The organism is Pokkaliibacter sp. MBI-7 (assembly GCF_029846635.1).
Lineage (GTDB): Bacteria > Pseudomonadota > Gammaproteobacteria > Pseudomonadales > Balneatricaceae > Pokkaliibacter.
Genome location: NZ_JARVTG010000002.1, coordinates 1725797 through 1744527, shown reverse-complemented (window position 1 = coordinate 1744527; position 18731 = coordinate 1725797). Strand labels below are relative to the sequence as shown.

The following is an 18731-nucleotide window of genomic DNA, read 5'->3' as shown; positions in this document are numbered from 1 at the left end:
TGATCAGAATTGTTTTTGTATTTGCAGGTTCTATGCCATTTGCAGAAGTTATTTAACCAGGCGGACTAAAATTGAATTGGCATAGGCTTTGCCTTTGATAAAGCAGAAAACTAACCATGTGGTTAATTATTTGTCTGGCTGAATCCGGCCCCAAATAGATAAATATACCTTAAGCGCTTGTCATACCAAGCGTCACCGTGAGAGAGGACGGCTACCATGCTTGATTTTGTGCTGAATGGACAGGCCATGCAGGCTCCCTTTCCTGAGCCAAATCAGAGCATTCTGAATTGGTTGCGCACTGATTTAGGGCTGATGGGAAGCAAGGAAGGATGTGCAACAGGAGACTGTGGCGCCTGCACCGTGGTGATAGGTGACATCCAGAAGGATGGGCAGGTCCGTTATCAGGCCGTCAATGGTTGCATCACACTGGCCAATACCCTGCAGGGGCGCCATCTGCTGACGGTGGAAGGGGTAGGTAGTAAAGACAAGCTGCATCCGTGTCAGCAGGTGATGGTCGATCACCATGGCACTCAGTGTGGTTATTGCACACCGGGCTTTGTCATGTCGCTGTTTGCCGGCCATTGCAATGGGCTGGATGCGCAGGCCATGAGCGCCGCGCTGGGTGGTAACCTCTGCCGTTGCACCGGTTATACCACTATTCGCGATGCGGCCACCGAGCTGGCCGCTAAACCCTGTGTCATGCCTTTTGATCCCGCTGAGGTGCAGGGTGCGTTGCAGCAGGTCAACGCTGACAGCGCTGCGAACGCCAGTGCCTCTCCCGCTTTTGTTATCCCCCGAACGATTGAACAGGCCATGACGGCGATCAACACGTATCCCGATTACCAGCTGGTCGCCGGAGGCACCGATCTGCTGGTGGAAATGAATGTGTTCCATCGCCGTTATCCCGGCTTTATCTGGCTGGGTGGCATCGAAGACATGCAGCAGATCGAGGAAAACGCTGAGGTTGTGCGCTTCGGGGCAGGCGTGACCTTCAATCAGCTGATGCAGTGGTCTGCCAGCCAGTCTGCCCCCCTGCATGCCTTGCTGGATCGGGTCGCCGCCAATCAGGTGCGCAATCAGGGCACGCTGGGAGGCAATATTGTCAACGCCTCGCCAGTGGGTGATATGCCGCCGGTGCTGCTGGCGCTGGATGCCCGTATCGAGCTGACCCGCGCCGAAGGGGTGCGGCAAATGCCCTTGTCGGATTTCTTTCTTGGCTATCGCCAGACTGCATTGCAGCAAGGTGAGCTGCTGACAGCTGTTATCGTTCCCAGAACAGCGCTGGCCAGACCCCTGTTCATCCACAAGATCAGCAAACGCTGGGAGGATGATATTGCGTCCACGCTGCTGGTGCTTTCTGCCACGGTGGCAGATGCAGGGCGCCTCACCGATATCCATATCGGTCTGGGGGGAATGGCAGCGATTCCCTGCCGGGCGACACACACCGAACAATGGCTGCAGCAGGCCGATGTACTGGCCATCAGCAGCGATGAACTGCTTACGGAACTAGGACGTGATGTGCAGCCCATGAGCGATGCCCGCGCGTCGGCGCAATACCGTGCCGGAGTGACGGCGACGTTACTGAAGCGAGGGCTGAAGCAGCTCTTCAGCGAGGTACAGAAAGGAGGGCTGAGCCATGCGTAAGCTGATTGAACCGGGGATGTACCCCAGCGCGGGCAGCAGCCCGGTAGGCAAGGCTGTTACCCATGACAGTGCGGCGATGCAGGTCAGTGGACAGGCTCAGTATGTCGATGACATTCCCACCGTACCGGGCACCCTGCATCTGGTGCTGGGGTTGGCGGAGCAGGCTGATGCTGAGATTGTCAGTGTGGATCTGACGGCGGTGCGGCAAAGCCCGGGCGTGGTCGATGTGGTCACCCTGAATGATGTCCCCGGGCACAAGGACATTGGTCCGGTATTTCCCGGAGATCCGTTGTTTGCCGATGGTCGCACCCTGTATGTCGGTCAGGCACTGTTTGCCGTCGCGGCGACGTCTGAAGCGGCGGCTCGCCGTGCGCTGGCCAGCGCACGGGTGGAGTATCGTGCCGGTAACCCGGTACTTGACCCGGTGCAGGCCTGGCAGCAGGGCCGGCTGGTGCGCCCTTCTCATGTGATGCAGCGGGGGGATGCCAGCACCGCACTGGAGCAGGCCGAGGTGGTGGTGCAGGGGCAGCTGGATATCGGCGGACAGGAGCATTTCTATCTGGAGACCCAGGCGACACTGGCGATTCCACAGGAAGACGGCAGTCTGCATCTGTACTCCTCTACTCAACACCCTTCTGAAGTGCAGAAGCTGGTGGCTGAAGTGGTGGGCCTACCCCTGAATCAGGTGGCTGTAGAAGTACGGCGTCTGGGTGGTGGCTTTGGGGGCAAGGAAACCCAGGCAGCAGCGCCGGCCTGTATGGCGGCCCTGGTGGCGGTGCGTACCGGCAGACCCGTGAAGATCAGGCTCAATCGCCGTGATGACATGCGTCTGACAGGCAAGCGCCATCCCTTTGTCGGGCAGTTCCGCCTCGGCGCTGATCAGAGCGGGCGCATCAGCGCGCTGGAGATGGAGCTGATCGGCAACTGCGGTTGCTCACCGGATCTGTCTGATGCCATCGTTGATCGCGCCATGTTTCATGCCGACAACTGCTACTACCTCGCCAATGCCCGGGTCAGTGGCCATCGAGCCTTTACCCATACCGCATCCAACACGGCCTACCGGGGCTTTGGTGGCCCGCAGGGGATGCTTGCCATTGAAGCCGCGGTGGATGATCTGGCCCGTCGGTTGCAGCTCGATCCCTACATGGTTCGCATGAACAACCTCTATGACACCGATCAGCGCAACCGCACGCATTATGGTCAGGAGTTGGAGCAGTTCCCGGTGGCGGAAATGATGGCCAAGCTGGCAGAGGACTGTCAGTACCATCAGCGTTATCAGGCCGCCCGGGCCTTCAATGCGGATGTCGGCAACGGGCCATTGCGCCACGGTATTGCCCTGACACCGGTCAAGTTCGGTATCTCCTTTACTGCTCAGCACCTCAATCAGGCAGGTGCCCTGGTGCACATCTATACCGATGGCAGCATACAGGTGAACCACGGTGGGATTGAAATGGGGCAGGGGCTGTACATCAAGATGGCACAGGTGGCAGCAGATGCCTTTGATCTGCCGCTGGAGTGCATCCGGGTCACTGCCACCCGCACGGATAAAGTTCCCAATACCTCGCCAACGGCGGCCTCTTCCGGTGCGGATATGAACGGTATGGCCGTGCATGATGCCTGTGCCACGCTGCTCGGGCGTATGCGTGCCTTTGCCGCCAGCGAGTTTGGTGTGGATGCCAGTGCCATCAGCTTTGAAGGCGGGCAGGTCATCGTGGGCCAGCAGCGATTCGGCTTTGCCGAGTTCGTGCAGAAGGCCTATTTCGCCCGGATTTCCCTGTCTGCCACCGGCTACTACCGCACGCCTCTGATTCACTATGACCGTGCGCGGGCAGAAGGCCGGCCGTTCTTCTACTTCGCACATGGGGTGTCGTGCAGTGAGGTCGAGGTCGATATCGAAACCGGTGAGTACCGTCTGTGTCAGGTGGACATCCTGCACGACGTAGGGCGCTCGCTGAATCCTGCTATTGACCTCGGCCAGATCGAAGGGGGCTTTGTGCAGGGGCTGGGCTGGTTGACCACCGAAGAACTGGTGTGGGATGAACAGGCACGGCTGCGTACTGACATGCCTGCCACGTACAAGATTCCTACCATTGGCGACATTCCTGTGGCCTTTACCACGCGCCTGCTGGAGCGTGCCGATAATCCGGCCAATACCATTCACCGCTCCAAGGCCGTCGGTGAGCCTCCGTTTATGCTGGCTATTTCGGCATGGTGTGCACTGCGTGATGCCCTGGCCGATCTGGCTCCGGGCAATGCCATACCGCTGTCGGCACCGGCAACGCCGGAAGCCGTCTGGAAAGCGGCACGTACTCTGCAGGCAATGGCCGTGCAGGCGCAGGGAGCGGCAAAGTGAGCAAGCAAAAGGGCAATGAGCCCCCAGTGACCTGGCTGGATGCCCTGACCTGGTGCCGCGAGCACGTGGAGGACGCGGTGATGATCACCGTGCTGGGGGCACAGGGCTCCACCCCCCGTGAAGCCGGCGCCAAGATGGTGGTCACCCCTGATGCCTGCTTTGACACCATTGGCGGTGGCAATCTGGAACAGCAGGCGGTAATCAAGGCCCGGCAGATGCTGGAAGACGGGCAGCGTATTCCGCTGGTGGAGCGTTTTAATCTGGCTGCCAATCTTGGCATGTGCTGCGGTGGCGTGGCGATGCTGATGCTGGAGCCGCTGATGCTCGGTAGCCGTCAGCTGGTGATCTTCGGAGCCGGGCATGTAGGGCAGGCACTGGTGACGATTCTGTCAGCGTTGCCTTATCGGATTCATTGGGTCGATAGCCGAGAAGGGCAGTTCCCTGATGACATTCCTGCCAATGTCACCACCTATTGCGACGATGACCCCGTTGGGCTCAGTCAGCGCCTTCCGGACAAGGCCCGGTATCTGATCATGACCCATAATCATCAACTGGATCTCGATCTCTGCATGGCATTGCTGAAACGTCCCCGTCCGGTGCGGTTCGTGGGGCTGATCGGCTCTGCAGAGAAGTGGCGACGCTTTCAGCAGCGTATGGAGCAGCGGGGGTTCGCGCCGCAGCAGATGGATAGTATCTGCTGCCCGGTTGGGTTGCCGGATATTGGTGGTAAGCGACCGATGGAAGTCGCGGTGTCCATTGCTGCTCAGCAGTTACAGCTGGACAAGGCCGAAGCAGGGCAAAGTATTGCAGTGACGCCATTGAACTGGCAGGCAGCGCGCAGCATAGGCACCTTATCAGGTGGCTAACATCCTCAGATATCAGCAGCGCACCTGAGCTGGCAGAGGATGTCTGGCCCGTCAGAGGCAGAGGACAGGCAGCGGTGATCCCGCGCTATCCCCTTTCTGACTCCTGCCAGCGCAGAAGAGTTGTCCAGGGCTTACACCGGTGCAGTCCGAGTATATGAAAGCCAGGGGCTGGCATCAGGACGCGGCGTGCTTCGGCGATGGCCGGGGCCGTTTCCCCAGATAACTAACATCTAAAAAGCGCCAGGAGCGTGAAGACGTTCTGAGAGCATCAACAGTACTCACCTCGAATTGATTGATATTGGAGTACCTATGTTTACCAACTATCTCAATACCTACTCACCTGATGATCTGCGACGACACTTGCGCAACAGTTGCAGCGCTGAACGCTGGGTAGAGCTGGTGGCTGACGGGGCACCGTTCAGCAGTGAGCCATTTTTTGTGGCCACGGTACGCAATGCCTTTGCCGCGCTCAGCAGTGACGACTGGCTGGAAGCCTTTGCTGGCCATCCGATGATTGGCGACGTTAACTCTCTGCGGGAAAAGTATGCCGATACCCGTGGTCTGGCAGCCAGTGAGCAGTCTGCAGTGGCGGCTGCGCAGGAAGAGGTATTGCAGCAGCTGGCTGCAGGCAATCAGGCGTACCTCGATAAGCATGGCTTTATCTTTATCGTCTTCGCCACCGGCAAATCGGCAGAGGAGATGCTGGCGTTGCTCAATGCCCGTTTGCCCAACAGTACCGAGGAAGAAATCGTCAATGCTGCCCGTGAGCAGCGCAAGATTACCGCCCTGCGCCTGAGCAAATGGTTACGCACGGCCTGGCTGGCGGAGGAACTGGCATGATTTCGCTGAGTACGCACGCACTGGATACCCTGAGTGGCAGGCCCATGCAGGGTTTACAGGTGGTATTGGAGCGGTTTGATGAAGAAAGCTGGTGGGAGATGAGTGCTGCCGCGACCAATGAGGATGGCCGTATCCGGGAGTGGCCGGAGCTGGAGGTGTCTGGCCTGACACCGGGGCGCTATCGTCTGACGTTCGACCTGCAGGCGTGGTGTCAGCAGCATGATCGCCCGGTGTTTTTTCCTGAAGCGACGCTGACTTTCGAGCTGGACGGTTCCTTACCTCACTATCACATTCCCTTGTTGTTTGCCGGATACGGATACTCGACTTACAGAGGAAGCTGACCGATGTGGCTGGATGTATGGATGCAAGACTGGGTTCAGCTGTTGGTGCGCTGGATGCACATGATCTTTGGTATTGCCTGGATCGGTGCATCCTTCTATTTCGTCTGGCTCGACAACCATCTGGTGGCACCGGGCAAGGACAAGGAAGGTAAGGGGCTGGCCGGGGAGCTGTGGGCCATTCACGGCGGTGGTTTCTACGAGGTGGCCAAATACAAGCTGGCGCCTCCGCGGATGCCTGATCATCTGCACTGGTTCAAGTGGGAAGCCTATTCCACCTGGCTGTCCGGCATGGCAATGCTGGCGCTGGTTTATTACCTTGGTGCGCAGGCCTATCTGATTGATCCACGGGTCGCATCGCTGTCGGTGATGGAAGCCGTGGCGCTCGGCCTGACCAGTCTCATTGTAGGGTTCATCTGTTATGAGGGACTATTGCGCTCGCCGCTGCGACGCAATGGGGCATGGTTTGGCGTGGTGCTCTTCATATTGCTGACGTTGTTTGCCTGGGGGCTGTTTCAGGTCTTCAGCCCGCGTGGTGCGTACATCCATGTGGGGGCACTGATTGGCACCATCATGGCGGGCAATGTATTTCTTGGCATCATGCCTGCGCAGCGTGCGCTGGTGAAGGCGGTCGAGCAGGGGACAGCACCTGATCCGCGTTATGGCGCCATGGCCAAGCTGCGTTCTACCCACAATAACTACCTGACCTTGCCGATCCTGTTCATTATGATCAGCAACCATTATCCCTTTACCTATAACCATGCGCAGGGCTGGCTGGTGCTGGCGGCACTGGGCGCCATCAGTGCCTTTGCCCGTCACTTTTTTAACCTGCGTCATAAGGGCATTGTGCGCCCCTGGATTCTGGTGGTTGCCTTCGTCGCCCTGGCTACAGTGGCTTATTGGGTCAGCGGACGGCCTGCGGCTGTTGCGGTATCAGCGCCGTCCGTATCCAGTGCTGATCAGGCAAGTACAGATAAGCATGCAGCGGTCGCTGTGCAAGCAGCGGAGCCGGTTCAGAATAGCGCTGGTGGTGCTTTGACTGATGATCAGGCCATGGCGCTGGTGCAGGTGCGTTGTGAGTCGTGCCATGCCGCGCAGCCGACCGATCCGCTGTTTGCAGCGCCTCCGGCAGGGATTGTGTTTACCCAGCTTGCAGATATCGTCAGCCGCAAAGCCCAGATCACGACCGCGGTGTCGACGCAATATATGCCACTGGCCAATCGGACCGGAATGACCGCGGAGGAGCGTCAGGCACTGCTGGCCTGGCTGGCAGCTAAATAAACTGACCAGTGAGCGGGCAGGTCATCCGATGTAATCAGTGGATTTGGCTTTAACAACAGACTTGGAAATGAACACCACCACTCAGGCGCTGCTGCTTTGCACAGCGCCTGAGTCGTTTATGCGGTATCAGTTTTCGGTAACAGGATATGAGTGAAGAGAAGGGGGCAGATGTAACGTCTGACTAAGTGAGAAAAATTAATATTCAGACTATAAGAGCAATTGAAAATTACTATCGTTACCGATCTTATTGACCAGGGTTCCAGATCGGTGCAGACAGACCGGCCCCACTCGGAGACCACATCTGTACTGCTGCCACGGCAGCATCAGGGCTCATGGCGTCCAGCATTTTCTGGGTGTAGGGTACGCAGCGGCCACAGCATTGGCCCAAGCCATGGTGCATTCCAAGTGCTTCAACGGACTGGATGCCCTGCTCATAGGCTTCTTTGATCATGGCATCAGACACACGCTTGCAGACACATACCAGCATAACTGTACCCTTGATAAAAATAATGAGAACGATTTCTATTTGATCTCAAGGCTTTACAGAGATCAAATGAGGATTTTTAAAGTTGCTGGGCTATACTGTTGCCCCAGTGAGCAGGTATGGCTTGCAATAAAAAACCAGAGGTAACCGTGATGAAAGGCGATCCCAAGATGATCGAGCACCTGAACAAGGTGCTGGGTAATGAGCTGATAGCAATCAACCAGTATTTCCTCCATGCCAAGATGTACAAAAACTGGGGCGTGAAAAAACTGGCTGACCACGAGTATCACGAGTCCATCGATGAGATGAAGCATGCTGATCGCCTGACTGATCGCATCCTGTTTCTCGAAGGCATCCCTAACCTGCAGGATCTTGGCAAGTTGCTGATCGGTGAGAACGTCAAGGAAATGCTGGAGTGCGACCTGCGGCTGGAGCTGATTGCCCACCAGGATCTGCGTGAAGGCATCGCCTATGCAGAAGGTATTCGCGATTACGTCAGCCGCGATCTGCTGCAGGACATCCTCGATAGTGAAGAAGAGCACATCGACTGGCTGGAAACTGAGCTGGGCCTGATCGATCAGATGGGCATGCAGAATTACATCCAGAGCAAAGTCATCGAAAGCTGATTGACCTTGCTGAAGCAGAGCGTTCGCAGCTCTGCTTCGCTCCCTTCCTCCGACTTCCCGTTTTCCCCGCTTTCAATTCACCCGCACCTGGGACTGCTGCACGATGGCTACCCGCATGGTGGGGTTGACCCGTGTATGGTACTCCCTGAGTTTGGCAATCAGCCGGTCGGTCAGACGCGTGCCCTGCGATAGCAGGCGCATACCGTTACTGCCATACAGCCCTCTGCCGACCACCATACCTGCCTGCAGCTCCTCAGGGTCGACCAGACTGAGGTACTCCCTGTCGCCCAGGTGGTAGTAGTCTTCGATCACTTCTTTGAAGGTATCGACCAGCTCATAGGGAAAGTGCTTGTTCTTTAACAGTTCCAGTTGCTGAAGGGCGGCCGTGATGGCACGGGGCGACTCATCACCGTCGAGCAGTTCGTCAAAATACGTGGTAATGCCCGTGATCAGCGCACCTTCACTGATGGCTCCACCAGACAGGTGATGAGGGTAGCCCGAGCCGTCGATATGTTCGCGGTGAGCCAGAATAAAGCTGGCAGCCTGTTCCAGCTCGGGGGTATCAAGTAACGCGGCGCTGCTGGCAATGGGGTACTTTTCATATTCCGCCTGCTCGGCTTTGTTCAGCTGACGAAAAGGCGTGTTGACGAGGTGACGCGACATGCCCACCTTGCCGATGTCGTGCAGCAGGGTGGCGAAATAGGTCTGGCGCGCCAGTTCCGGCTCAAACTGCATGTGGTCAATCAGCAGCCGACAGTAGATACCTGCCCGAAAGGGTCGTTGCAGCAGCTGGCTGCGAAATCCTTCGAGCAGCTTGGCAAAGACTTCAACCGTGCTGGAGTAAGTGTCGCGCAGCGCCTCCTGTGTCTGGCTGACAAAGTTCAGGGTCTGTTCCAGCTCGGCTTTCAGTGCCTTGTTGCTTTGCGCCAGGGTGTAGAGCATCTGTGACTGGCGGCGCTTGGCCTGAGTCACCTTGAGGCCAGACTCAAGGACGTCTTGCAGATGCTGAATTTCCACGGGTTTAGTCAGAAAACCATGGATCTTGCCGCGGTTGATGGCATCAATGGTGGAGTCGAGATCAGGGTTGCCGGTCAGGATCAGGCGAACGCTGTCCGGGCGTTTTTCCGCGGCTTTACTGAGGAAGGTAACCCCATCCATGCCGGGCATGTACATATCGCTGATAATCAGGTCGACGTATTGCTGCTCCAGCAGCGACAGTGCTTCTGCGGGGGACTGCAGAAAGTGCATTTCCCAGCCGGATTTACGCAGGTTGCGGCGCAATGCCTCCAGCAGGCTGGGTTCATCGTCGAGAAAGAGGACATGGGGAACCTTGGTGCTCATGACGCCGGCCTCCATCGTTAACTGACTATCTTGTCTTTTATATTTATTTATCGATATGTTGCCAGATCGGCAGTCAATATGCCAAAAGTTTATTTACGTACCCGTTAACCCTGCCTACCTTAGAAAGTGTTCTTGATCTCACGCATTCCAGCCACTCTGGTAAATACACCAAGCCGACTTGTTCTGGTCTTTGGCGCGTGTGGCTGCGGTCTGGAGCCATTTAGCAAACAAGGAAACGTGCCATGCGCCTGCCATTACGTCCGATTCCCGCAGTCCGAACCCGTTACCGCAGCATGGCTGGCAGCTTTGCATTCGCAGTGCGGACTGCAGGTGCACCAGGCATCGTACTGGCTTGTGTTGTTATTGCCGGGTGTAATCAGAAGCCACAAGTGCAGGATGCTGCCAATATTAAAGAGGCTGTGGCCAGTCAGGTGATGTCGGTGGCAACTAAAGCCGATATGTGTACTGATGTATGGCAGCCCGCACTGGAAATTATTGTGCTGGACGCTGCTACAGCGGCGCCGGTAAGCTGCGGAGCAACCATTGAGGTACGTGATCAGGACTATTATGAGGAAGTAAAAAGCCTTGATCAGTATGACTGCAATCAGCGCTTTTCCTTGCAGGCGGCCTATGAACGTGAGGGGACTTACAGCGTGACTGTCGAGCAGCGAGGCTATCAGCCCTGGTCCAGTCCACCGGTAGAAGTCAGGCGTGGCAGCTGTCATGTTCTGACAAAGCAGCTGGAAGTCAGACTCAAGCCTCTGTGACGGTTGTCTGATCTGAATATCACAGCATTGATCATTGCTCCCTCAGCCCGCGACCATCAGTCAGGAAGAATTACAGGTGCAGAAAGTGGCTTGCCATTGTCGTGATGTTAAGTGGAACCGGCCATGCTGACAGTGCTCCGTTCTACCCTGCTGTATCTGGCACTGGCGGTGCTCAGCCTGCTGCTGACACATATCAACGCCGATGCCATCTATATATGGCTGGCGGACGCCTGGGCGCTGGCACATCTGATGACCGAACCTGCACGGCAGCGGCTGGCGAAACTGGCGGGTTTCTTCGGCGCGGGTGTTGCGGCCCGCTGGGCCATGGGGGACGTTACCGCTGTCGCTGTTTTCTACTCTGCAGTACATGTGCTGCAGGTGGCAGCCATTCTGATGGTGGCACAGCGCTTTATCAGCTTTCCTCTCAACCGCCATGTGCTGGTGGAGAAGGTGCTGTATATCCTTTTTGCCAGTTCTGTCCTGTTCATTCCGCTGGCGGCAGTGTGTGCCGCAGGGATGGCCGCCGGTGCTAACCGGGCCGAATTCAGTGAGGCGCTGGGCTCCTACTGGCTGAGTGGTGTTACAGGTCAGTGTCTGTTGTTTATTCCTACCTTGCTGGCGGATCGGCAACGGTGGCAGGAATGGCGGCAGCCCCGACGTGCGCTGGAGGTCGTTGGATGGTTCCTGACGATTCTGGCGAGCAGCTGGATCATCCTTGATACCCTCACTTTTCCCTATATCTACGTTGTCATTCCGCTGGCTTTCATGGCCGTGCGCCTGGGAGGGTTCTTTACCGCGCTGGTATCCCTGCTGGTGATCGTATGTGAAGCCATCATGTTGCTGGTGTTCGGTGCTTCGCTCTCGGCCTTTTCCGATGTCAATGCCGCCCAGAGCATCTGGGCGACCAGCGCCATGACGGTGGTGCTGGCATCACTGCTGGGAGTGCTGCGTGACAATATGAAAGAGCGCAGCCGCCGGCTGTCAGAAAGTGAAAATCGTATCCGCGCTGCCCTTGACTACTCCGCCACGGGTTTTGCCGTGTGCAATATCAGCGGCGAGATTCTCGAAATTAACCCCTACCTTTGCAGCCTGATCGGCGTCCGCTCTGCCCAGTTGATTGGAAAACCCTTTGCCGGACTGGTGGTCAGTGATGGTCACGATGAGCTGCAGCATGCCCTCAGTCAGTTGCAGAACAACGCCAGTCACTATGTGCCTGTGCGCTGGCGTCTGAATGCCTGTGGTGGACAGCGCTGGGCCAAGGGGCGGGTGTCGTTGCTGCAGGCCAATCAGGAAATCCTGATTCAGCTGGAGGACATGAGTGACAGTGTGGCCAGCCAGCAGCACATCAAGCATCTCAAGGAGCGATTCGAGCTTGCGCAGCGATCCATGAAGCTGGGCGTGTGGGATTTTGATCTGCATACCAACGAGCTGGTATGGGATGAATTCATGTATCACCTGTACGGCGTTGATGATTGTGGGCAGAAACTGGATTACGAGTTCTGGCGCTCGTTTGTGCTGCCTGATGACCTGCTGGCGACAGAAGCTCACCTGCAGCATTGCCTTGCTACGGGGACTGACTTTGACAGCGAGTTCCGTATTGTTCTGCGTGACGGTTCGGTGAGGACGCTGCATGCCAACAGCCTGACCCTGTTTGATGCCGGTGGCACGGCGGTGCGCATGGTCGGCGTCAACTGGGATGTGACGGAACGCAGCCGTGCAGAGCGCAAGCTGATGGAGCAGGACCACCGCCTGCAGCTGGCACTGGACACGGTTAACGCCGGAGCCTGGGAATGGCAGGTCGACACCAACGTCGGCTGGTGGGCAGAAAGTATCTATCGCATGTTCGGCGTCAGGGAAATGAGCCTCAGTCCTACTCATGAACTGTGGTTACAGAGCATCCATCCTGAAGATCGTGATCAGGCGCAGGAAACCGTAATGCAGGCGGTAGCGGCGAAAAAAAGCTATCGGATGGAATACCGGGTGCTATGGCCGGATGGCCAGATTCGCTGGATCGTCGACAGTGCCAATGTTGAGCTGGACAGCCAGGGTAAGGTCTTCCGGCTGTTTGGGGTCAATATCGATGTGACCGCCAGCAAACAGATCGAGCTGGCACTGCTCAGTGCCCGTGCGCAGCTGCAGGGGGTCATCAACGCGGCCACTCAGGTTTCCATCATTGCGACGGATCTGTCGGGCACCATCACGCTGTTCAATACCGGTGCCGAGCGGATGCTGGGGTATCGCGGCGACATGGTCGTCGACAAGCTGACGCCGGCGGTCTTTCACCGGCCGGAAGAGTTTGCCGAGCGCAGCCGTCGACTGGAGCGTGAGCTGGGTTATCCCATTCGGGGCATGGAAGTGCTGACCGCGCGGGCCCGCACGGAAGGTGGTAGTGACGTCAATGAGTGGACCTATGTGCGCAGTGACGGGCAGCTGCTGGCGGTGGTGGTGGCGACCACGGGTATTTTTGATGCATCCGGCCAGCTGACCGGTTATCTCAGCATCGCCAACGATATTTCCTCCCTGAAACAGACTCAGAAGGAGCTGCTGGCCGCACGTGATCAGGCCGAATCAGCCAACCGCGCCAAGAGTCTGTTCCTGGCCAATATGAGCCATGAAATCCGTACCCCGCTGAACGCAGTGCTGGGCATGGCGCAGTTGATGATGAACTCACCGGTCAATGATGAGCAGAAAGAGGCGTTGCAGATGATCGCTGCTTCCGGGCAGGCACTGCTGGCCATCCTCAACGACATTCTCGACTTTTCCAAGATCGAGGCAGAGCGACTGGAGCTGGCACCGTCCCATGTCGATCTGGATGAGGTGATCGATACGGTAGCGTCAGTGATGTCCATCAACAGTGCCGACAAGCATCTTGAGCTGCTGATAGAAGTGCAGCCAACGGTGCCGGGCAAGGTTTTCTGCGACGGTTTGCGCCTCAAGCAGGTGCTGATGAATCTGTGCAGCAATGCCATCAAATTCACGCTGGAAGGCGAGGTATGCCTGTCTCTGAGTTTCGATATGGACCACAGTGGCAAGTCCTGGCTGGTCTGTACAGTGCGTGATACCGGCATAGGCATGACCGTCGCTCAGCAGAAACGCCTGTTTGTGCCTTTCAATCAGGCCGACAACTCCATGACGCGCCGCTTTGGTGGCACCGGGCTGGGTCTGGTGATCAGTAAACGTCTGGTGGAGTTGATGGGCGGGAGTCTGACCTTTACCAGCGAGGCGGATAAAGGCAGCTGTTTCACCGTGCGCCTGCCGGTCGTTTTTGCTGAGCCCTGTAAGGCCAGTGGCGAGGCTCGGCGCCTGCTATTACTTTCGCCCTGCCCATTGCTGGCCAGCAGTCTGGGCTCCGTCAGCCAGCGTCTTGGCTGGCGCATGGAACGACATGGGCTTGAGGCGCTGGAGACCATCGAGCAGCGAATTGATCCGCTCGACTACGACACCCTGCTGATTGATAGCCGTTTCGCCGTCGACAGAGTGGCAGACTGTCTGCAGCGTTTGCCTGAGCTTAAACAACTGCCAGTGATCGTGCTGAGTCGCGCAGGGCGTCACTGGTCGGGTGAAGAGGTGCTGGCCTTCAGCCAGTGCTACAACCTCTACTCCCCGATAACGCCGAACAAATTGCGCCATGCACTGCGCTCTGCACTGTTGCGTGGTGCGTCAGCAGGCATGTCGCCGGAGCAGGGCAGTGAACTGCAGCTGCCACGGCCGGAAGCGGAGATGAAACTGGAGGCTTCCCCGGGCACTGAACCGGCACATGCCTATGCCGGGGCCGGTACAGAGCCAGTCAGGCGGGCAGCGCGCTGCCTGCTGGTGGAAGACAACGTGGTCAATCAGAAAGTCGCTTCACGTCTGCTGGCACGTCTGGGGGTTGAGGTGGATATCGCGCAGCACGGTCAGGAGGCGGTTGATCGCCTGCAGCTGCCGGGGGCGGATTTTGATGTGATCCTGATGGATGTACAGATGCCCGTGATGGATGGTTTTACCGCGACACGGACGATTCGCCGACAACTGCAACTGAACATCCCTATTATTGCCCTGACTGCCGGCGTACTGGAGTCTGAGCGCCAGCAGTGTATGGCCTGCGGGATGGATGACTTCCTGCCGAAACCGGTCAGCCTCACCATGCTCTATCAGTCATTACAGAAGCTGCTGCCTGGCCGTATTGCCGAGGTGCAGGTTAAACCGCTGTTTAACGCCACAGGTGGCGAGCGCGAAGTCTCCTGACAGGGCGTTTGCTGCGACCCGTCGTCCCTCGTGTTTTCTTGCAGCACTGAAAGTGTGCGTGTTTTAAATAATGATCACCTTGTGGTGCATTGTTCATCGTCTTTATGGATAATGGCGACCGTTTTTCGCGCTCTGAGGCCTGTCTGCCGACTGGCATGTAATGTGCTTTCTCAGGGCTAGGCGCACTAGGGAATTTCTCTGTGGCCCACTTCGCAGCAACAGGCTCCACAAGAGCAGAAGGCTGCTTCCTGTTATCGCTTCAATCCGCCACAAGCGGGGAGTCGTTGAAAATGATCATCACCCATCGTTGGCTTTCCATTCTGGAAGGCTGTCTTCTGGTTGCACTGGGCATTCATCTGCTCAACTCCTCCCATCTCCTGATCAGCGGTACGGCGGGTATGGGGCTGATCGTGCAGCACCTGAGCACACTGAGCTTCGGCCAACTGTTCTTCATCCTTAATCTGCCGTTTTATTTGCTGGCCATTCGTTGCATGGGGCGCGCTTTCACTGTGCGTACCTTTATCAGTGTCAGCCTGCTGTCGCTATTGTCAGAGCTGATGCGTCGCTATCTGGACTTCAACATTGCCGAGCCTGTACTGGCCGCCGTGCTTGGTGGGATGCTGGTGGGGTTTGGCCTGATTATTCTGTTCCGTCACCAGTCCTCGCTGGGCGGGCTGAACATTCTGGCCATGTATCTGGAGCGCCATTTTGGCATTCATGCGGGCAAGACCACCCTGGTGGGCGACATCCTGATTGTGTCGGTAGCCTTCTTCGTCTTTGAGCCAGCACAAGTGTTGTATTCACTGGTGGCCTTCCTGTTTATGAGCTCTGTCGTCGGGCGCTATCACCGCCCACCTACCTGGGCCAGAGTACAGACGGCCTGAGAAATAGCGCTGTGATGAGGTGGAAGGTATCCGTATGGGCCTTTCACTTTTCATTATTCGCCACTGCCAACCCGGCTTTCATCCTCTCCTCTGCCTTGCACCCATCGAGCAGTGCCGTCTAGTATGCGGTGGACTAATCAGATACGAGCAGGGATCTATGAGCATAAAAACGACTTTGGCTGCCTTTGGCCTGTCACTGCTGCTGGTGGGCTGTTCTTCCGCGCTGTCATCGGATGCTATTGGTCAGGCCTTGCAGCAGGAGCTGGTTGCCAACCATCAGGGTGACCTGTTCAGCATCGAGAATGTGAAGGTAGTGAAAGAGATCGAGTCGACCGATACCAGCTACAGTGCTGATGTCAGCTACGATCTGGTGTTTCAGCAGAGTATGGAAGAGCTGCGTAAGGGGCTGGCAAATAACGCCAGTAAAGATGTGCTGGGTGCCCTTGGCGCCGGAGCCAATCTGGTGACCCTGCAGATGCAGTACGGTAGCTTCGTCAAAGGTCAGCGCGTACCCAAGCGGGAGAAAGTGGAGTTCGTCAAAGAGCAGCAAGGCTGGCTGCTGGCCAAGCACAGCGAGGTTCTGTAAGTCATCTCGGCCCACTGGCGGACGTGCCGCCAGTGGAGCACCTTCACTGTTGGGTGCCCCGATTGGCGCGCTGATTGATGTTGTCCAGAAAGTTGTGATCGTAATCCAGCTGCGCATCCTCAATCATTCGCGCCAGTGTGCCGTCATCGTGCATGGCTTTGAGCTGCTGATTGATCTGCGGCAGCAGGCTGGTATAAGGCGATTTTTTGGAGATGGCTGCATACAGATAGACCATGGTGACAGGGGTCGGCAGCGGTACGATCATGCCCTTGTAACCCAGTCTGGCCACCGCATTGGTGCCTGTGTAATAGCTCGTCACCAGCGCATCGGCGCGGTCTGACTCCAGCAGTTTGAAGCTCTCGATACGGCGGGTGACATAACGCACCTGTGCATTGGCCAGACGCCAGCGGTCAAACTCCTGGCCCTGGCTCTCACCGTAAATCTCGACAAAGCGCTTACCGATCAGATCATCCCAGCGGCTGAAAGGAAATTCCCGCCCTTTGTAGACAAACACCGAAGTGGGGTCGGCACTGATGGGCACCGAGGTGAAGTCGGCGTATTCCTTGCGGTCGTCGGTCATATACGCCGCTACCAGCACATCGATATTGCCCTCCTCCAGTTCCTTCAGCACCCGTTTCCACGGGCCCACATAGCGTGATTCTGTTTTCAGCCCCAGTCGGCGGAAGACTTCCTGCATGGCAGTGATAGCCATACCGCTGATCTTGTTATCGTTTCTCCACATAAAAGGCGCGTAGTCTTCATGACCGCTGAGAACAACGGTGCCGGGGCTGGAGGGGGCGGGTTGGGCGGGCTGATCCGCTGAGGAGGAGGTGCTCCAACCCTGGAGCGTTGCGAACAGTAGAGTCGCAAACAGGACGGTACGGCGCAGGGAGGTCATTAAGCTTCAGAATCTCTCTTAACTAACACGTGAGTGTCGTAACGCAAGGTCAGCCATAGAAACTAGAGGCACAGTGCCTGGTTGGCAACCCTCCATTTCCTTATCACTGCTGCAAATCAACAACCGCTGGCCTTGCTGATCCGATGGATCTGAGCTGGTGAATAGCGGGTTTTGCCCTATCGATTCAGCGGATTTTTCTGTGCTGGTGAAAAAGTAGCCAGAATCTTTGGCGTTGTGCCGTCAAAATTTGACGTGAAATGAGATGCTTTTGGCAGAAGAGAGCAGATCCAGTCTGGCGATGACCTGGGGTTGCCACCCGCCGCGGGTTACCAGACCGGATCTGAAAAGGGGATATTGCTTTCAGAACGACACCGGCCGTGAGCACCGTTGTCATGCAGGCCAGTCTAGTGCTGCCCTGATAATTATCTAAATGAATTGATCGTATAACGCCCATAGGGACTGCCTATGTTCAGTTCTGAAGGTGTGAAGATAAATGTCCGAAATTGCCGGTTATGGGTCATTGTGGACTTGTTGCGGCCATCGCATAGTGGATCACCTGCAGGTAATCCTGACCCGCAACTGGACAGAGACAGGAGACGAATGTGAGAACCATTGCCATGCTGGCTTTTGCGGACTGCCAGAGTCTCGATGTGGTGGGGCCAATGCAGGTGTTTGCCAGTGCCAATGCTGAAGCAGGGCAGTTGTTATATGCCTTGCAGATCGTCGGTCTGGAGGCCGGGCCTGTGCGCACCAATGCAGGGATTCAGCTGCTGGCAGATACAGCCTTGTCTGATCTGCATCAGCACCTGCCTGATACCCTGCTGGTGGCAGGTGGCTTCGGAGTGCATGCCCAGGCTGACAATGCGGCACTACTGAGTGAGCTTCGTCAGTTAAGCAAACAGGTGCGACGTGTCGGCTCGGTCTGTACCGGCGCCTTTCTGCTGGCTGCTGCCGGTGTCAGTGACGGCAGGCGGGTGGTAACACACTGGCGCCACTGTGATCAGCTGCGGCAGAGTTATCCCTCTCTGCGGGTCGAAGAGGATGCGATCTATGTGCGTGACGGGCGTCTGTGCAGCTCAGCAGGAGTAACGGCCGGGATTGATCTGGCGCTGGCACTGCTTGAGGAAGATCACGGCGCGGCGCTGGCCAATGCCGTGGCGCGGGAGCTGGTGGTCTTTATGAAACGCCCCGGAGGACAGTCGCAGTTCAGCGAACATCTGCAACTGCAACCCGAGAGCCAGCAGGGCGTGCTGGGGCGGGCGGTGGCCTGCATCCAGCAGCATTGTGCCGACGGACTGACGGTTGAGCAGCTGGCTGAGCGGGTCGAAGTGACACCGCGTCATCTGCATCGCCTGTTCCATGCACAACTGGGCGTTTCTCCTGCCCGCTATATCGAGCGCATTCGGGTAGAGCGGGCACGGCGCTTACTGAGTGCATCCGACGCCGGGCTGCAGCCGCTGGCCCTGCAATGCGGCTTCACCAGTGCGGAACATCTGCGTCGCACCTTCGTTCGTCATATGGGTATCAGCCCTTCCGAATATCGTCAGCGCTTCCCTCAGTTTGTCGCGGCGTCCTGATCAGGAGAGATCACACATC

15 protein-coding genes are annotated in these 18731 nt (G+C 57.1%); 12 read left to right on the top strand and 3 right to left on the bottom strand.

The genetic code is table 11. From position 1 onward, the window contains the following. Positions 1 to 216 precede the first annotated feature (216 nt). From xdhA to QCD60_RS27530, 6 genes are all read left to right on the top strand, one after another. Positions 217 to 1644 (top strand): xanthine dehydrogenase small subunit, encoded by a 1428-nt coding sequence (xdhA, locus tag QCD60_RS27555; RefSeq protein ID WP_279790296.1) that lies wholly within the window; start codon positions 217 to 219, stop codon positions 1642 to 1644. Next, complete coding sequence (gene xdhB / locus QCD60_RS27550; RefSeq protein WP_279790293.1) at positions 1637 to 3997, top strand: xanthine dehydrogenase molybdopterin binding subunit; 2361 nt, start codon at positions 1637 to 1639, stop codon at positions 3995 to 3997. Before xdhA ends, xdhB begins: the two co-directional genes overlap by 8 nt. Further along, entirely contained in the window at positions 3994 to 4863 is an 870-nt protein-coding gene (gene xdhC, locus QCD60_RS27545; RefSeq protein WP_279790291.1) for a xanthine dehydrogenase accessory protein XdhC, read from the top strand. The genes xdhB and xdhC overlap by 4 nt, the downstream gene beginning before the upstream one ends. Positions 4864 to 5172: 309 nt before the next feature. Continuing rightward, positions 5173 to 5703 (top strand): 2-oxo-4-hydroxy-4-carboxy-5-ureidoimidazoline decarboxylase, encoded by a 531-nt coding sequence (gene uraD, locus QCD60_RS27540; RefSeq protein ID WP_279790289.1) that lies wholly within the window; start codon positions 5173 to 5175, stop codon positions 5701 to 5703. Then, a complete protein-coding gene (gene uraH / locus QCD60_RS27535) occupies positions 5700 to 6044 on the top strand; it encodes a hydroxyisourate hydrolase (protein WP_279790286.1) in 345 nt (114 codons plus the stop codon). Before uraD ends, uraH begins: the two co-directional genes overlap by 4 nt. Before the next feature lie 21 nt (positions 6045 to 6065). Further along, on the top strand, positions 6066 to 7322 hold the full coding sequence (locus QCD60_RS27530; protein WP_279790284.1) for a urate hydroxylase PuuD: 1257 nt from the start codon (positions 6066 to 6068) through the stop codon (positions 7320 to 7322). Between the two features lie 244 nt (positions 7323 to 7566). On the opposite strand, the gene QCD60_RS27525 is transcribed toward QCD60_RS27530, so the two are convergent. After that, a complete protein-coding gene (locus tag QCD60_RS27525; protein WP_104152340.1) occupies positions 7567 to 7809 on the bottom strand; it encodes a (2Fe-2S)-binding protein in 243 nt (80 codons plus the stop codon). A gap of 149 nt (positions 7810 to 7958) precedes the next feature. On the opposite strand from QCD60_RS27525, the gene bfr reads away from it, so the two are divergent. Continuing rightward, positions 7959 to 8432 (top strand): bacterioferritin, encoded by a 474-nt coding sequence (gene bfr, locus QCD60_RS27520; RefSeq protein ID WP_104152339.1) that lies wholly within the window; start codon positions 7959 to 7961, stop codon positions 8430 to 8432. A 72-nt stretch (positions 8433 to 8504) separates the two neighbouring features. Here the strand turns inward: bfr and QCD60_RS27515 are convergent, their stop codons facing one another. Next, positions 8505 to 9773, bottom strand: coding sequence for an HD domain-containing phosphohydrolase (locus tag QCD60_RS27515; RefSeq protein ID WP_279790279.1), 1269 nt, complete (start codon positions 9771 to 9773; stop codon positions 8505 to 8507). A 242-nt stretch (positions 9774 to 10015) separates the two neighbouring features. Between QCD60_RS27515 and QCD60_RS27510 the strand changes: the two genes are divergently transcribed. The 4 genes from QCD60_RS27510 (at position 10016) to QCD60_RS27495 (ending at position 16237) form a co-directional block, all read left to right on the top strand. Further along, positions 10016 to 10540, top strand: coding sequence for a carboxypeptidase-like regulatory domain-containing protein (locus QCD60_RS27510; protein ID WP_279790277.1), 525 nt, complete (start codon positions 10016 to 10018; stop codon positions 10538 to 10540). Between the two features lie 123 nt (positions 10541 to 10663). Next, complete coding sequence (locus tag QCD60_RS27505; protein WP_279790276.1) at positions 10664 to 14767, top strand: PAS domain S-box protein; 4104 nt, start codon at positions 10664 to 10666, stop codon at positions 14765 to 14767. A 290-nt stretch (positions 14768 to 15057) separates the two neighbouring features. Next, positions 15058 to 15651, top strand: coding sequence for a YitT family protein (locus tag QCD60_RS27500; RefSeq protein ID WP_279790274.1), 594 nt, complete (start codon positions 15058 to 15060; stop codon positions 15649 to 15651). 157 nt (positions 15652 to 15808) lie between these two features. Further along, positions 15809 to 16237 (top strand): hypothetical protein, encoded by a 429-nt coding sequence (locus tag QCD60_RS27495; protein WP_279790272.1) that lies wholly within the window; start codon positions 15809 to 15811, stop codon positions 16235 to 16237. 43 nt (positions 16238 to 16280) lie between these two features. Here the strand turns inward: QCD60_RS27495 and QCD60_RS27490 are convergent, their stop codons facing one another. Then, positions 16281 to 17135: a transporter substrate-binding domain-containing protein gene (locus QCD60_RS27490; protein WP_279790270.1), complete on the bottom strand. Its 855-nt coding sequence runs from the start codon at positions 17133 to 17135 to the stop codon at positions 16281 to 16283. A 602-nt stretch (positions 17136 to 17737) separates the two neighbouring features. Between QCD60_RS27490 and QCD60_RS27485 the strand changes: the two genes are divergently transcribed. Further along, positions 17738 to 18712: a GlxA family transcriptional regulator gene (locus QCD60_RS27485; protein WP_279790268.1), complete on the top strand. Its 975-nt coding sequence runs from the start codon at positions 17738 to 17740 to the stop codon at positions 18710 to 18712. Positions 18713 to 18731: the final 19 nt, after the last annotated feature.

What these genes read in the sequence shown, in the direction of transcription:
- xdhA (WP_279790296.1), top strand. Translation starts at nt 217, where the DNA reads ATGCTTGATTTTGTGCTGAATGGACAGGCCATGCAGGCTCCCTTTCCT.
- xdhB (WP_279790293.1), top strand. Translation starts at nt 1,637, where the DNA reads ATGCGTAAGCTGATTGAACCGGGGATGTACCCCAGCGCGGGCAGCAGC.
- uraD (WP_279790289.1), top strand. Translation starts at nt 5,173, where the DNA reads ATGTTTACCAACTATCTCAATACCTACTCACCTGATGATCTGCGACGA.
- uraH (WP_279790286.1), top strand. Translation starts at nt 5,700, where the DNA reads ATGATTTCGCTGAGTACGCACGCACTGGATACCCTGAGTGGCAGGCCC.
- QCD60_RS27530 (WP_279790284.1), top strand. Translation starts at nt 6,066, where the DNA reads ATGCAAGACTGGGTTCAGCTGTTGGTGCGCTGGATGCACATGATCTTT.
- QCD60_RS27525 (WP_104152340.1), bottom strand. Translation starts at nt 7,809, where the DNA reads ATGCTGGTATGTGTCTGCAAGCGTGTGTCTGATGCCATGATCAAAGAA.
- bfr (WP_104152339.1), top strand. Translation starts at nt 7,959, where the DNA reads ATGAAAGGCGATCCCAAGATGATCGAGCACCTGAACAAGGTGCTGGGT.
- QCD60_RS27515 (WP_279790279.1), bottom strand. Translation starts at nt 9,773, where the DNA reads ATGAGCACCAAGGTTCCCCATGTCCTCTTTCTCGACGATGAACCCAGC.
- QCD60_RS27510 (WP_279790277.1), top strand. Translation starts at nt 10,016, where the DNA reads ATGCGCCTGCCATTACGTCCGATTCCCGCAGTCCGAACCCGTTACCGC.
- QCD60_RS27505 (WP_279790276.1), top strand. Translation starts at nt 10,664, where the DNA reads ATGCTGACAGTGCTCCGTTCTACCCTGCTGTATCTGGCACTGGCGGTG.
- QCD60_RS27500 (WP_279790274.1), top strand. Translation starts at nt 15,058, where the DNA reads ATGATCATCACCCATCGTTGGCTTTCCATTCTGGAAGGCTGTCTTCTG.
- QCD60_RS27495 (WP_279790272.1), top strand. Translation starts at nt 15,809, where the DNA reads ATGAGCATAAAAACGACTTTGGCTGCCTTTGGCCTGTCACTGCTGCTG.
- QCD60_RS27490 (WP_279790270.1), bottom strand. Translation starts at nt 17,135, where the DNA reads ATGACCTCCCTGCGCCGTACCGTCCTGTTTGCGACTCTACTGTTCGCA.